The organism is Bacillus cereus group sp. BfR-BA-01330 (assembly GCF_022663885.1).
Classification (GTDB): domain Bacteria; phylum Bacillota; class Bacilli; order Bacillales; family Bacillaceae_G; genus Bacillus_A; species Bacillus_A cereus.
On record NZ_JAKUGK010000004.1, the window covers coordinates 526,361 to 541,314 of the forward strand.

Here is a 14,954-nt window from a genome sequence, read left to right on the forward strand (position 1 = left end):
AGAAATAAAAAAACGTCCGATATATTCGGACGTTTTTTTGTCTACTAAAAATTATACTTATCAATATTGTCTTTCGTAAATACAACTCGTTCTGGTAATACGATAATTCCATTCCCTTCTGCCTCATAATCATATCCTTGAATGGAGTTTGGCTCTACCTTCACTTTTCCAATTCCTTTTACTTCGAAGCTATCCCCTACTTTTAACTTCTTCCCTTTTACAACAATTTCATTTGCTACATACGTTGCGAGAGCACCTTGTTGTTTTACATCCCATAAACCAAATTGTGCTACTGTTCCTCGTTTTACGTAATCACGCATAACGTTTGGTGTAGAGAAGCCAGTTACGACAACCTTTTTATCCATTTTTAAATTTTCAGCTGCTTGTGCCATTGCCGGAAGTGCCGTTGCATCTGGACAAATGACTGCATTAATATCAGGATACGTTTTTAAAATATTCTCTCCTACTGACAAAGACTTTTGCGCATTATTTTCACCGTACTGCGTCGTTACAATTTCCCAGTTCGGATATTTCTTTTTAATAATTTCTTTCGCTTTCGTTACCCATTGGTTTTGATCCGTTACTGTCGGGCTAGAATAAAAGAAGGCTACTTTTCCTTTATCTCCAATTTGCTTTGAAGTCATTTCTATTAATAAATTAGCAAGTTGGTCTGGTGTTCCTTGGCTGATATAAAAGGAACGGTCTTTCGGATTCACATCAGAATCCCATGTTAACACCGTCATCCCTTTTTTCTTAGCACGTTGCAGTGATTGCGATAACCCATCCACTGACGTAGATGAAACCATAATCGCATCATAGTTTTGATTAATGAAATTGTTTATATATTTAACTTGCCCTGAAACACTCGCTTCAGACGGTCCATCATACTTCACTTGCACGCCTAACTTATCTCCCATCTCTTTTGCCCCTTCACCACCCGATGTGAAGAAACCAACTCCTGTTAATTTCGGAATAAATGCAAATTTCACATCATCAACCTTTTTCTTATCTGCCGTTTGGCTAGAACACGCAATTAAACCGATTAAACAAATACATACAATCAATACAATCCCCAGTTTTCTCTTCATGACATTTCCCCCTTATGCAAATTCTTTCTTTTCTCCGCTAAGAATTGATGTAATTTGAAATGTCTCATAATAACTGAAAGAATAAGGATAATACCTATTACTACATTGGATTGTTCATTTGTTAAACCCGTCATTTGCAAGCCATACTGCATGAGCCCAATGAAAATACTCGCCAGTACAGTACCAATAATGCTTCCTTTTCCGCCTGTAATAAGTGTACCGCCTAAGACGACTGCTGTAATGATTGGTAAAATTGTTTCACTTCCCATATCAGCACGTGCGGAACCGAAGTAGGCAGTTAAGAAAGCGCCTCCTAATCCACCTCCTAACCCTGAAAGTATGTAAGCAATAATGACTACTTTTTTCGTTTTAATCCCGGTGTATTTTGCTGTATTTTCGTTCGCACCTGTTAATTTTACATGGCGCCCGTATATAGTTCGGTGAAATAATACAGTACATAAAACTGTTAATACGATCAGTAGCCATAATAAATTCGGTATTCCTATAAAACTACCGTTTGCCAGTTGTACAAATGTGTCAGGTAAACCGCTTATTCCTTCGTACCCAGAAGCACCTGCCCCTCCTGAAATGACGAGGGCAATTCCCCCATATAAAAACATCGTTCCGAGTGTAACGACGAGTGGTTCTACATCCGTCATTTTTATAATGAGTCCGTTTAAAGCGCCTGCTAAACAACTAATTATTAGGGCGATTATAACAGCAAACAAAATAGGTATTCCGTTCATCCAAAGTACACCGATTAAGATTGAAGTGAGCCCCATTATTGAGCCGATCGATACATCAATTCCTCCTGTTACTATAACAAAAGTCATTGGTATCGCCGCAATTGCGATAAATAGGAAATCATTTGTACTAAAAAGGAGATTACTAATATTTAAGAAATCACTATTTATTAAACTAAAAAGGATGAATTCTACAAGAAGTAATACAATTAGAACCCCTTCCCATCTATATACATACTTCATAGATTCATCCTCCTTTCTGCCTTCCACTTTTTCATAACACTATCTAATATGATGATAAGTAATAATAAAAAACCTGAAATAGCATTATTCCAAAATGCTGGTATTTTTAAAAAGACGAGTGAGCTACTTATTGTTTCTAAAAATAACGCTCCTAATGCAGCTCCAAATAAAGATCCTGTTCCTCCTTTTAAATGAATTCCTCCTAGTACAGCGGCTGCGATTACTTGTAATTCTAATCCTGTACCTGTTTGATTTGGCACGAAACCGATATTCATAACAAATATGCAACCAGCGAGCGCAGCGCTTATGCCTGAAATCATAAACGCATATATCTTCACTTTATTTACAGGTATACCAATAAGCCTCGCGCCATCTTCATTATCACCTACCGCATAAAAGTATCTTCCCAATGGCACTTTTCTTAAAAAGAAGTATAGTAGTAGTAAAATAATAAGAACGAACCATACAGTTATAGGTAAACCAAGAATGATGATAGATGACAGCTGCTTAAAATCGTTTGGAATATCTTCAATCCACTTCCCGCCTGTGAAAATTAACATTGTACCTCTAATAATTCCTAACATGCCTAATGTCATAATAATGGCTGGTACCCGAAACTTCGCAACTCCAATACCATTTACGAAACCAATAATGGCCCCAAGTATAATAGCTACAAATATCGACAAGAATGCACTATACCCATTCGTTAACATCATTCCGCAAACTGCTGCACTTAACCCCATGCTTGAACCAACTGATACATCTATATTTTTCGTAAATAAGACGAACGATTGACCGATTGCTAGCACGACTAAAATAACGCTTGATTTCATCAGTAAAGATAACGAGTTAAATTGAATAAAACTAGGGTTTATCATTCCTACAATAGCTATATAAATTAGTAGTAACAGTATGATAGACGTTTCATGCATTTTTAACATATGTTTCATTCCGCTACACCTCCGTATGCAAGGCGTGTAACTTCATTCACACTCAGTTGTTCTTTTTCCATATGAGAAACAAATCGCCCATTTCTCATTACATATACACGGTTTACTAATTGGACAATTTCTTCAACATCTGAAGAGATTAATAAAATTGCGAGTCCTTCCCTTTTCATTTTTTTTATCGTCTCATACACTTCAAGCCTTGCTTTCGCATCAATTCCGCGAGTCGGCTCATCAAGAATAATAATTTTAGGATTACATGCAAGATACTTCGCAAGCACGACCTTCTGCTGATTACCTCCTGATAAAGATGCCAGTTCTTTATTCATATCCTGTACAACAATTCGGAACTGTTCTATAAACGAATTAACTAAAGCGCTTTCTTTTTCTTTATTTATAAAAAAGCGATTATTTTGATATAAACTTGCTGCTGCAATATTTTCTTTAACAGAAGCAATTGAGAAAATTCCATTCCTCCCCCTATCCTCTGGCACATAAACTAGTCCTTCGTCTAGCCTTTTATGCAAAGAACACGTATCAATTGATTTTCCACCCAATAAGATAGACCCTGATTTTATAGTTTTCAATCCAAATATCGCTTCTGCTAATTCCGTTCTGCCAGATCCTATAATGCCAGCAACACCTACAACCTCACCCGCATGTACAGTGAATGATATATTTTCGAATGCGTGACCATTTATATCAACCACTTCTAATATTTTTTTCGTCTTTACTGTCTCTTGAACTACTTCTATTTTCTCTTTCTGTTTATATCCTTTTGGCAATAGTCCCTCCATCAGCATGTCATATGTATAGTCACATACATCACCTTGGCTTACAACCATTCCATCACGTAGTATTGCTACTTTGTTGGCAATTTCAAAGATTTCTGGAAAACGATGCGTAATATAAATCATCCCAATTCCTTTTTCTTGTAAACTTTTCATCAACACAAAAAGACTCTTAATTTCGTGTGTTGTTAATGTCGATGTTGGCTCATCTAGAATAAGAATCTCAGCTTCTCTTATTAATCCTCTAACGATTTCTACTAACTGTTGTTGCGCAATCGATAATGTTCCTCCTAGTTTATTAAGGTCAATATCCCATCCTAAGCTGCTAATCAATTGCTGAATCTGTACTTTTAGTTTCTTTTTCTTTTCTTTTAACCCGATACATATATTTTCTTCAATAGTCATATGCGGAAAAATGAGTGGTTCTTGCGGTATTAAATAAATCCCTTTTCGGTGTGCTTCTGATGGATTTGAAAACTGTTGCTTCCTTCCTTTTACATACATCTCTCCATCATCATACGAATATAACCCCGTTAATATTTTCATTAATGTTGATTTCCCGGCGCCATTTCCCCCCACTAAAGCGTATATATCTCCGCGCTCTACTTGTAAGTTCACTTCTTTTAATACAAGTTGATTTAAAAACGCCTTACTCATTTTCTTTACTTGTAATAAAGGTACGTTCTCCACATGATGTCACCTGCCTTTATCCAGAACATTTTTTGAGAAAATGATTATTTGTTCTACTTGTTTTGTAGCATTGTATATTCCTTTTTTTATATCTAGAACACTTTTTTCTACGTACTATTAATCGTTTCAACTGGAATAAACAAAATATATGGTACATATGTTTAAGCTGTGGTCAATTGTTGAAAGGGATGAAGAGTATGACTCAGCTGAACTTTGAAGAAAATTTATTAACTAAAGTAGCTTGGTACTATTATAAAGACCAATTAACACAACAGGAGATCGCGTCACTTCTTCATATTTCAAGAAATAAAGTCGTCCGGTTATTAGATAAAGCGCGGAGTGAAGGTATCGTTACATTTCACGTAAAAGGGACTGGTTTGCACTGTTTAAGTATTGAGCGTGACCTAATGAAAAAATTCCACTTAAAAGATGCTTTTATTATCCCTACCCCAGTAAACAATTATCACGCTTCTCTCGGAAAAGCTGCTGCACAATATTTAGAAACTCATCTCCAGCAAGGCGATTTACTCGGTATTGGCTGGGGAGAAACAATTAGCAAAATGCTAGAAAACATTCATTTTGAAAGTTCTATCAACCTTTCAATCGTAACGCTCACAGGCGGGGTAAATCACTATCTCCCGAGAAAACAAAACTATTTACACTACATGCAAGGCGAACTTCACATTATCCCTACGCCGTTTCTAGCGTCTACAACCGAAATGGCACAAAGTATTCTATCAGAACCGAGTGTAAAAGATATGCTTCAAGTCGCTTCACTTGCTCATACGGCTGTTGTCGGTATTGGGGGATTATCTCAAGACGCTACGATTGTAAAAGAAGAAAAATTAACACTACGTGAGATGACATATATTCGTAGTCAAAACGGTGCTGGCGATATTTTAGGACAGTTTTATAATACAAATGGCGATTTATTAGAACTCTCGCATCACAATCGTCTAATTGGCACGCCCCTCTCTATTTTGCGCAATATGAAGCATGTCGTCGGTGTTGCTGGAGGTACTGAAAAGATAGATGCAATTTATGGTGCCTTAAAAGGAAAGTTTATTCATTCATTAATTACCGATGAGGAAACTGCCCTCTCCTTATTACGAAAGGATGGTGATTGTTAATGTCCCATTTATTAGCTTTCGATGCTGGTACAGGGAGCATTCGAGCAGTTCTTTTTGATTTACATGGTAATCAAATTGCAGTAAGTCAAAAAGAATGGATTCACAAATCTGACCTTCGTTATCCAGGCTCTATGAACTTTGATGTAGTAGAAAATTGGAAGCTAGTACAAGAATGTACGAAAGAGGTGCTTCAAAAAAACAACACTCCTGCCTCTTCTATTCTTGCTATTAGCGCTACAAGTATGCGAGAAGGATTTGTTTTATATGATCAAGATGGGCAAGAAATATGGGCGTGTGCAAATGTTGATGGGCGCGCATCCGTCGAAGTTAGTGAATTAAAAGAAATTCGGTCACATCTTGAAAAAGATTTATATACAAAGTCTGGTCAAACTTTTTCATTAGGTGCTTTACCACGCCTACTCTGGATAAAAAAACATGAACCCGACGTCTATAATAATATTTACTCTTTTACAATGTTAAACGATTGGATTTTATATAAACTAAGTGGCGTACTACAAATTGATCCCTCAAACGGATGCACGTCAGGTATTTTTGACTTACAAAATAGAGTGTGGGATAACGATGTCGCTAAGGAGTGCGGTCTATCTTTGCCATTTTCACCAACAGTAAATGAAGCTGGTACAGTAATTGGCAACGTTACAAAAGAGTGTGCAGCATTAACTGGATTACGTGAAGGGATTCCTGTCGTCGCCGGGGGTGGAGATGCTCAAATGGCATCGCTCGGAACAGGAATCGTGAAACCAAATCAAACGTTAATATGCGGGGGTAGCTTTTGGCAACAAGAAGTGAATGTTACTGAGCCAATAACAGATCCACATGCTGCGATTCGAGTAAATTGTCACGTCGTTCCGAACCTATGGCAATATGAAACAATCGCCTTTTTCCCAGGTCTCGTTATGCGCTGGTTTCGAGACGCTTTTTGCCAAGAAGAAAAGAAACTTGCTGATAAACTTGGTGTAGATGCTTATGAATTACTAGAAGAACAAGCGAAAGACGTACCTGTCGGTTCACATGGCATTATCCCTACTTTTTCAAACGTTATGAACTACATTTCTTGGCGTCATGCCGCACCTTCATTCTTAAATTTAAGTTTAGACGCTGACAAATGCGGAAAAAAAGAACTGTTTCGTGCTATTGAAGAAAATGCAGCCTTCATTACACTTGGAAACTTAAAATTAATAAAAAATCTAACTGGCACATTCCCTTCTGAAGTTATTTTTGCTGGCGGTGCCGCTAAAGGAAAACTATGGCCACAAATTCTATCAGACGTACTCGGTATTCCTGTAAAAGTACCTGTTGTGAAAGAAGCAGCTGCTTTAGGAACTGCGATTGCTGCTGGAGTTGGTGCTGGCATATATTCATCTATGGAAGAAACTGCCGAAGAGTTTGTACAGTGGGAGCAAACATTCGAACCAGTTACTGAAAATCACGAACTATATAAAGAGTTCTATGAAACATGGAAAACTGTATATGACAGTCAGCTCGCTTTAGCTGATAAAGGGCTCACCTCACATATGTGGATTGCGCCTGGTGCACTGTAACACATTACATAAAGGAGTGAACTGTATGTTAAAAGCGAATGAAAATGACTTCTCCTATCGCTTCGGTGATAACGGGCCGAAATATTTAATACAAGGGCCAAATATTGATCTTGGCCTTGTTGTCATTCAACCGGGCCAGGAGTTTCAAAACCATTATCATACGACGTGCGAAGAGGTCTTTTATGCATTAGAAGGTGAAATAGATTTCTATGTAAATAACGAAAGAGTTCCGATTAAACAAGGTGATGTCCTGCAAGTTCGCCCTCATGAATCTCACTATCTGATTAACCATTCTGACAAACCTTTTAAAGCTGTTTTTATAAAGTCACCACATTTACCAAATAAAGATACGGTACAAACGGAAAATCCAACATTAACGAAGGAGTGATTTTGAATGACTTGGGGATTTAAAAATCGATTAAATACAATTTTACCTGATGGTAGAGCGGTTATGTTAGCAATAGATCACGGCTACTTTTTAGGGCCAATTCACGGGCTAGAACAACCACTTGAAACAGTTAAAAACTTACTTCCGTATACAGACTCCCTCTTTTTAACACGCGGTGTACTTAGTTCCTGCATTCCTGAAAACTGCAGCACACCGATGGTTATGCGTGTATCTGGTGGCGCTACTGTCGTCGGTAAAGATTTAGCGAATGAAACAATTGTTACACCTGTAAAAGAAGCAGTGAAGCAAAACGCAATTGGCGTTGGCGTTTCTGTTTTTGTCGGATCAGACTATGAAACACAAACTGTTACAAATCTCGCAAATGTAGTTTCTGAAGCTCATGATTACGGCCTACCAGTACTCGGCATTACCGCAGTCGCAAAGGAATTACAAAAACGTGAAGCTCGCTTTCTAGCACTTGCTTCCCGCGTATGTGTTGAAATGGGTGCTGATATTATTAAAACGTATTACTGCGAAGGATTCGAAAAAATAACGAGCACATGCCCTGCCCCAGTCGTCATCGCGGGCGGCCCAAAACTAGATTCAATTGAAGACGCATTAAACATTACGTACAATGCATTGCAAGAAGGAGCAATTGGAGTAGACATGGGCCGAAACATATGGCAATCCGAGCACCCAGCTGCGATGATCCAAGCAATACATGGCATTGTGAAAAATGGATTGAATGTGAAAGAGGCACTTGAACTTTATGATGATGTGAAGAATTAATGTGAAAAGACAGACTATTTATTAGTCTGTCTTTTTTACTTTACAGTGAAACTTTCATAATCCGTCTTCTAATATGATACATACTTAAATTTTATACACCTTCAAATGATTACTCTTGTTGATCGCTATTAAGCTTTGAAACTTTCTTACCTTCTCTATAATCAAGACAAGACACTTCAATTAATAAGCCATTAAATACTGTAAAATAAAAACCATAACTACTACCTCGCATCGAATAAGGTTCCTTATCTATTTCAATGCCGCCTGCTACTAAACGATTATACGCTTGATCAACTTCATTTGAAGTATCCACTAAAAAACCAATATGAAAAGCTTCAGGATACATCACTTCCTTATTCCCCTTAAATGCTTTGGGGTCGCTTAGCACCAGTATAAATCCACTCTCATCACTCATTACTAATAATGCCTTTCCCTTTTGCTCTAAAAATTGAAAATCAAAAAATGTTTCAAAGAAATGTCTCGCTTCTGATAAATCATCAACACATAAATTCAAATGATTTAACTTCATTCACTCATCTCCTTTTAAGCAGAGGGTATGTAGACTCATTTTCATAACACTTAAATATGAAAGGTAAGATATTCAAGCGTTCCGTCTAAGACTATGCTTTATAAGTCTAATACTTTTCTCCATAGCCTAGAACGTTTTTTATGACTGCAATTATATAAACTGTTCGACGTGAAATATTAATGTACCTATATAAAATAGTCTCATTATTTATTTTCCAGATTGTGTAGAACCCACTCAACCAGGAAAATTGCTGAAGGGATGCGCTCTGTTGTATCACCTAAAAATAGCTTATTAAGTAACTCATCTAAATGAATTGGCTTATTCGGCAACGTTTGAATATACCTTAAAGCAGATCCCGCTGGCGGTACTGGCTTATTATTAATAGCCCATATCCCTTCTAACAATGTCCAAGTTGACGTATGAACTAAGTATGAAGCTTTTAACTCATCATTTGCTTTTAAAGCAGATTGAATTTTAATAAGCGAACTATGCAACCAATGAGAAATGCCCTTCATTTTGTCGCTTGAAACACGATAGTTTTCAAATTCATATGTAGCTATTTCCTTTAACTTTTTTAACTCACCGCTTTTATCAAACAAAATTTTCCCTTCTAGAAATGAGTATAGTTCCATCGGATTGTTTTTAAAGTTTACTTGAATTTGATTAAAATCTGCACTCTTATATTCAACTAAAATATCTTCTCTCATTTCAGAATGAAATTTCTTCTTTTGTCCGTCTTCTAAAAGAATATAGAAGTCTAAATCAGATTCAGGATATGCATCGCCTCTTGCAACAGATCCAATTAGCATGAATCCATTTACCTTTTCCATAGATAAGACTTCCGCTACTATTGTTTGCACTAATTTTTTATGTTGTTCATATGTAATGAATGCAAGTTTTTCTATCATTCCCATCCCCCCAGTCATAAAAAAGAGGATACATGATTGCTTCTACAACATGTATCCTCTACTTATATATTACGACTGTTGATAAGCCGATTTCGATGATTTCACATAATAAACTGCATGATCCACATTAATAATATGATCTGGCTTTGGTTTACCACGGCCCGCTCTATGTCCAGCTAAGTGTTCTTCACTTGTTTCCCAGTTTTTCCATGCTTCTTCAGATTCCCAGCGAATCATTACGACAACTTCTTCGTCGCCGCGTCTTACTTTTTTCACGAGAACACTTAAATCGATGAAGCCTTCAAATTTTTCAATAATACCTTCTCCAGTGAAACGTTCTACAACTATATTTGATGTACCTTCTTTTACTGTAAATGTTTTCGTTTCGATAAACATATATCCCACTCCCTCTTTGTTATACGAATACTAGTATTCTTCTATTATAATTGATTATGATAATTATTTTCAATTGTAAAGTTTTAATTTTTTGAATTATGCTGATTTCTTTTCTATCGCCTCATCTAAAAATTTGAAATATGGAAGTAACATCCCTATTAAAGATGTAACACATATAATTGCACCGATGATTACATATAGCGCTCTTACTCCCCACATTTCACTCAATATCCCCCCTACTAACACACCTAATGGCATAGCGGATCGTATAAAAAATAAACGCACTGAAAATACTTGTCCTATCATATTATTTGGGACGGTTTGTTGGCATATTGTCGTGTTATGAACATTGAAAAATGCAATACAAATCCCTGCTATTACTTCAATTATTATTGCAATGATAATACTATGATTGAATCCTAATGAAATGTATGTGAGTCCCCCTATAAACAATCCTCCAAGCATAAGTATACGCCGGCTTTTATATGTTACTTTTCCGACTAATACTGAGCCAATTACGTAGCCAAGTGGAAAACCTGCCATGAAATAACCGTACTCTGCATATCCCGCTGACAGCTCGTCTTTTATATAAGGAAGATTTGTGACCATCGTTACCCCTACTCCAAACTGCACGAAAGTAAGAAATATACCGAGCCAAACGATGATTGGTTTTGTGAAAAAATATGTAAAACCGTGAAAAAACTGTTCTAGCCACGTTTTCCGAATAGGTTGCGACGTTCTATTTTCTTTTATATAAAATAAGAAAGTGCCACTAACAAATAAACATATGCATACGAAAGATAATGTAAGTTCTGTTCCAATCAAATGAATGACTACTCCGCCTAATACTGGCGCAAGAAACATCATAAGGCGAGTCATTCCATCAATGTACGCATTTACATCTTGAAGTTGTTCTTTCCCTACAATGCTCGGTGTAATTGCTTGACTTGCAGGTGTATAAAGTGGTGTAATAAGTCCCACTACAATTTGAACAACATAAATGTGCCAAACTTCTATACTACCCGAAACTAGCATCACCAAAGGTAATAAAAATACGGACGCTCGTATCCATTGTGAAAATATCATAATCCACTTCCGGCTCCATTTATCAATAAATGGGCCACTTATTAATTGCAATATGAGTGATGGGATGAAATATAATAACCACATACTACTTAAAGCCATTTCTGATCCTGTTAACTCATATACTAGAATTGAATTACATAACGTTCCGAAAGCCCCTCCTAATTCAGAGATTGCACTACCAATCCACATAAAAAAGAACGAACGATTTTTCAATACACTCTTCATTATAGCTCACCAACTTTTCTCTTAAATTCCTCCCTTTATGTACATTCTTGTTGCATATTATCTACTCAAAAACGCTTCTAATTCTTTCGCTAACGACTGCACTGCTTTCTTCCTTAATACATACTTTCCATCATGTATATCAACTAACTTCGCTGCACGTAACAATTTCAAATGATGGTGTACTGTCGATTTACCGAGTTGCAATCTTTCCGTTATTTCCTGTAATGTACGTTCTTTTTCAAACAACATTTTTACAATTCGCAATCTCGCTTCATCTCCAAGAGCCTTATGTTTTTGAACTAAAAAATAATTCGGTTCATACGGATCTTCAGGATGAATGCTTTCATTCGCAACTGGATAATGAAATACTTTCGTATCATCAATATCTGCTTCAATATTCCACGGTCTGTACGTCATTTGCGGAATAAGAATTACGTGATGAACACTTGGCTCTGGCATATAGTTCACGCCACCAGTCGCCCACTCGACAAACTCTTCCGGCTTCATCTTTTTATTCATTTCATTTTTTGCTTCATAATCTCGTTTTAATATAGAAAGTATTTCTTCTTCCTCACTCTTAATTACACTCCCATACCAACCTGTCATTACAGCGATTAAATGAGATTTCAGCACTTGTACATCTACATCACATATAAAGCGAATGTACGTAGAGAAAAACTGATGATCATGTGTTAATTCCTTTAGTTCATGTATTGCAGTTCCATCTCTACTTGCGGCTAAACGTCTTTTTTTCTCATATTTCTCCCCTAAAAACGGTAAACATATATACTTCAAATCTTCTTCTGAAAGTGAATCGATTTTAACATGAAACTGTGATACATCCTGTATGTCTTCTTCATACAACAACTGAAGCAATGCTTTCCACGTATTATTTTCTTCGACAAATTGTAAGTGCTCTCTCATTTCTTTTGTTAATGATTTCTTAATTTCTTCCCATTCATTTTGACTCTTTTCAAGTGTATCAATTAACCTCTTATGAGTAATTGCTGCAATGCCAAGCGCACATTCGAAAAGTATCGAATATTTCACTTGAACGTTATAAGTTTCCCTCTTTCTACTCGTTATGTGATAGACCTCCATTTTTATCCCCTCCTTGTTTGCTATATATCAAATTCTATTTTTATCGAATTTAACCTTCTATATTTTTAGAATTATTTTGCGACTTCAAAAAAACTCTAATCCATGAGCAAATAGAGAAAGGTTTATACTCTTTTTCATTCTGACTCAATTAAAGCCTTGATTATTAAGTATCATATTAAAAAGAAGTTTTTTAATGGCTCTGTTATAAGTTGTCTTTCACCCTCTTGTGCAACTATAGAAAAGGTTTATTGAAGAGAAAAGAGAATTGGTTTTATTAAGAAAAATGAACAGGAGGCTATACGAATGGGAAGAAAAGAAATGTTGCAAAATGGAGTCCAACAAGTTTTTTACGAAGAAGAGTGGTACCCACCAATATCAGAAGCGTTAAAGAATCTTACGGTTGAACAAGCATGTTGGCAACCAGAAGGTGCTGCCAGTAATACGATTTGGGAAAATGTGAACCATTTATTAATCTTTAAAGAACGCCTACTTTCCCGTTTACATGAAGACGACACATTTGTTGCTCCACAAAATAATGATGAGACGTTTATCCAAGGTGGACCTAATGATGATGCCGCTTGGCAGCAAACCGTAAAGCGAACGCTTCAAGTACATGATGCCTTACAATCTTCATTAACCGCCCTTCAAGAAGCAGAACTAGATCAACTAAGTCCTTCTCTACCAGTTTGGCAACAATATATGAATATCCTTTTGCATGATGCTTATCATACAGGACAAATTATACACCTTCGGAAACTTCAAGGTTCATGGCCAACTCACCGTTCTTATTTATAAAGTGAAATTTTAATCAGCTCTTACCAATCGGGATTTTGCGGGCAGCCCATCCCCACCTCACTTCTTTGCTTTCCTTGAATTTTGAGGTAAAAATCTTACTGCCCGTTAATGCGGAATAAACGATGTTTAAAATCGCATACGTTTAATATCCAACAAAACAATTGAAAACAGCTAATTGTTCGATAATTACTGCGATTGCTCAAAATAAAGCAAATTAAAATACATTGATTCCTAACATAACTTACATGCTTCATAACTTCTAATCATAATCCAAATTTGGAAGAATAGATGCTTTTTTATATACAAATAATAACTCTCAAGGAGTTGTTGACATGCATTTCATATTGAATATGTTAGGGATTTTCGTTGTCATATTAATCATTTTCTTATGTTCGCCTAATAAAAAACATATAAAATGGAGACCGATTGTAATTCTCATCCTATTGGAGCTTTTTATTACGTGGTTTATGTTAGGCACAAAGCTCGGCAGTATTATCATTAATAAAATTGCGTCATTTTTCAGTTGGCTACTAGCATGTGCGAATGAAGGTATTCGATTTGCATTTCCTTCAGCTATGGAAAGTCAGCACATTGATTTCTTCTTTAGTGCGTTACTTCCTATCATTTTTGTTATTACTTTTTTCGATATTCTTTCTTATTTCGGAATCTTAACTTGGATTATTGATAAAGTAGGTGCAGTTATTTCAAAGATTTCTCGTTTACCAAAGTTAGAAAGTTTCTTTTCGATTCAAATGATGTTTTTAGGAAACACCGAAGCACTTGCGGTTGTTCGTGATCAATTATCTGTTTTAAAAGAAAATCGATTATTAACTTTTGGAATTATGAGTATGAGTAGCGTTAGCGGATCCATTCTTGGTGCTTATTTATCAATGGTTCCAGCAACATATATTTTCAGCGCAATCCCATTAAACTGTATTAACGCATTAATTTTAGCCAATGTATTAAATCCTGTGGAAGTTTCGAAAGAAGAAGACGTTGTTTACACACCTTCAAAACATGAAAAAAAGGATTTCTTTTCTACTATTTCAAACAGTATGTTAGTTGGGATGAATATGGTTATCGTTATTTTAGCTATGGTAATTGGTTATGTAGCTTTAACAGCATGTTTAAATGGGATTTTAGGATTTTTTGTAACGGGGTTAACAATTCAAAAAATCTTCTCCATTATCTTTAGTCCTTTTGCATTTTTACTCGGTTTATCAGGCAGTGATGCTATGTATGTAGCTGAATTAATGGGGATCAAAATAACGACGAATGAATTTGTTGCAATGATGGATTTAAAATCAAACTTAAAGTCACTACAACCGCATACGGTTGCGGTTGCAACGACATTTCTAGCTTCTTTTGCTAACTTTAGTACAGTAGGTATGATTTACGGAACTTACAATTCATTATTTGGCGGAGAAAAATCATCAGTCATCGGTAAAAATGTTTGGAAGCTTCTTGTTAGCGGGATGGCTGTTTCTTTATTAAGTGCTATGCTCGTTGGGCTATTTGTATGGTAATTAATTTTTATAATAAA

General features: G+C 36.1%; 15 protein-coding genes. 6 read left to right on the forward strand and 9 right to left on the reverse strand.

Annotated features, from left to right (window positions below; translation table 11 throughout):
* Positions 1-44: 44 nt before the first annotated feature.
* Genes lsrB through MR112_RS14780 form a run of 4 tightly spaced genes read right to left on the reverse strand, consistent with a single transcriptional unit; the run spans position 45 to position 4,502 of the window.
* Positions 45-1,088: an autoinducer 2 ABC transporter substrate-binding protein LsrB gene (gene lsrB / locus MR112_RS14765; protein ID WP_000823660.1), complete on the reverse strand. Its 1,044-nt coding sequence runs from the start codon at positions 1,086-1,088 to the stop codon at positions 45-47.
* Entirely contained in the window at positions 1,085-2,074 is a 990-nt protein-coding gene (locus MR112_RS14770) for an ABC transporter permease (RefSeq protein WP_000878521.1), read from the reverse strand. The genes lsrB and MR112_RS14770 overlap by 4 nt, the downstream gene beginning before the upstream one ends.
* Entirely contained in the window at positions 2,071-3,024 is a 954-nt protein-coding gene (locus MR112_RS14775) for an ABC transporter permease subunit (RefSeq protein WP_000682144.1), read from the reverse strand. Before MR112_RS14775 ends, MR112_RS14770 begins: the two co-directional genes overlap by 4 nt.
* Complete coding sequence (locus MR112_RS14780; RefSeq protein ID WP_242245075.1) at positions 3,021-4,502, reverse strand: sugar ABC transporter ATP-binding protein; 1,482 nt, start codon at positions 4,500-4,502, stop codon at positions 3,021-3,023. Before MR112_RS14780 ends, MR112_RS14775 begins: the two co-directional genes overlap by 4 nt.
* A 197-nt stretch (positions 4,503-4,699) precedes the next feature.
* On the opposite strand from MR112_RS14780, the gene MR112_RS14785 reads away from it, so the two are divergent.
* The 4 genes from MR112_RS14785 to lsrF are packed head-to-tail and all read left to right on the forward strand — an operon-like array spanning position 4,700 to position 8,371.
* A complete protein-coding gene (locus tag MR112_RS14785; protein WP_000192709.1) occupies positions 4,700-5,632 on the forward strand; it encodes a sugar-binding transcriptional regulator in 933 nt (310 codons plus the stop codon).
* Complete coding sequence (gene lsrK / locus MR112_RS14790; protein WP_242245077.1) at positions 5,632-7,194, forward strand: autoinducer-2 kinase; 1,563 nt, start codon at positions 5,632-5,634, stop codon at positions 7,192-7,194. Before MR112_RS14785 ends, lsrK begins: the two co-directional genes overlap by 1 nt.
* Before the next feature lie 25 nt (positions 7,195-7,219).
* Positions 7,220-7,582: a cupin domain-containing protein gene (locus MR112_RS14795; RefSeq protein ID WP_000909986.1), complete on the forward strand. Its 363-nt coding sequence runs from the start codon at positions 7,220-7,222 to the stop codon at positions 7,580-7,582.
* Positions 7,583-7,588: 6 nt separating this feature from the next.
* Complete coding sequence (gene lsrF, locus MR112_RS14800; protein WP_000219782.1) at positions 7,589-8,371, forward strand: 3-hydroxy-5-phosphonooxypentane-2,4-dione thiolase; 783 nt, start codon at positions 7,589-7,591, stop codon at positions 8,369-8,371.
* Positions 8,372-8,480: 109 nt separating this feature from the next.
* Here lsrF and MR112_RS14805 read toward each other — a convergent pair whose 3' ends face one another.
* From MR112_RS14805 to MR112_RS14825, 5 genes are all read right to left on the reverse strand, one after another.
* Entirely contained in the window at positions 8,481-8,900 is a 420-nt protein-coding gene (locus MR112_RS14805; RefSeq protein ID WP_000773073.1) for a VOC family protein, read from the reverse strand.
* Between the two features lie 203 nt (positions 8,901-9,103).
* Complete coding sequence (locus MR112_RS14810; protein WP_242245078.1) at positions 9,104-9,808, reverse strand: nucleotidyltransferase family protein; 705 nt, start codon at positions 9,806-9,808, stop codon at positions 9,104-9,106.
* Positions 9,809-9,877: 69 nt separating this feature from the next.
* The gene (gene hmoA, locus MR112_RS14815; RefSeq protein ID WP_000469498.1) at positions 9,878-10,204 is read right to left on the reverse strand and encodes a heme-degrading monooxygenase HmoA; all 327 of its coding nucleotides are present in this window, start codon (positions 10,202-10,204) and stop codon (positions 9,878-9,880) included.
* A gap of 96 nt (positions 10,205-10,300) precedes the next feature.
* A complete protein-coding gene (locus MR112_RS14820) occupies positions 10,301-11,515 on the reverse strand; it encodes an MFS transporter (RefSeq protein ID WP_242245081.1) in 1,215 nt (404 codons plus the stop codon).
* A gap of 57 nt (positions 11,516-11,572) precedes the next feature.
* Positions 11,573-12,616: an ArsR/SmtB family transcription factor gene (locus MR112_RS14825; protein WP_242245082.1), complete on the reverse strand. Its 1,044-nt coding sequence runs from the start codon at positions 12,614-12,616 to the stop codon at positions 11,573-11,575.
* Positions 12,617-12,919: 303 nt separating this feature from the next.
* Between MR112_RS14825 and MR112_RS14830 the strand changes: the two genes are divergently transcribed.
* Together MR112_RS14830 and MR112_RS14835 are read left to right on the forward strand one after the other, a co-directional pair.
* Positions 12,920-13,411: a DinB family protein gene (locus MR112_RS14830; protein WP_242245083.1), complete on the forward strand. Its 492-nt coding sequence runs from the start codon at positions 12,920-12,922 to the stop codon at positions 13,409-13,411.
* A 332-nt stretch (positions 13,412-13,743) separates the two neighbouring features.
* On the forward strand, positions 13,744-14,937 hold the full coding sequence (locus tag MR112_RS14835) for a NupC/NupG family nucleoside CNT transporter (RefSeq protein WP_000545479.1): 1,194 nt from the start codon (positions 13,744-13,746) through the stop codon (positions 14,935-14,937).
* The last annotated feature ends 17 nt before the right edge of the window (positions 14,938-14,954 follow it).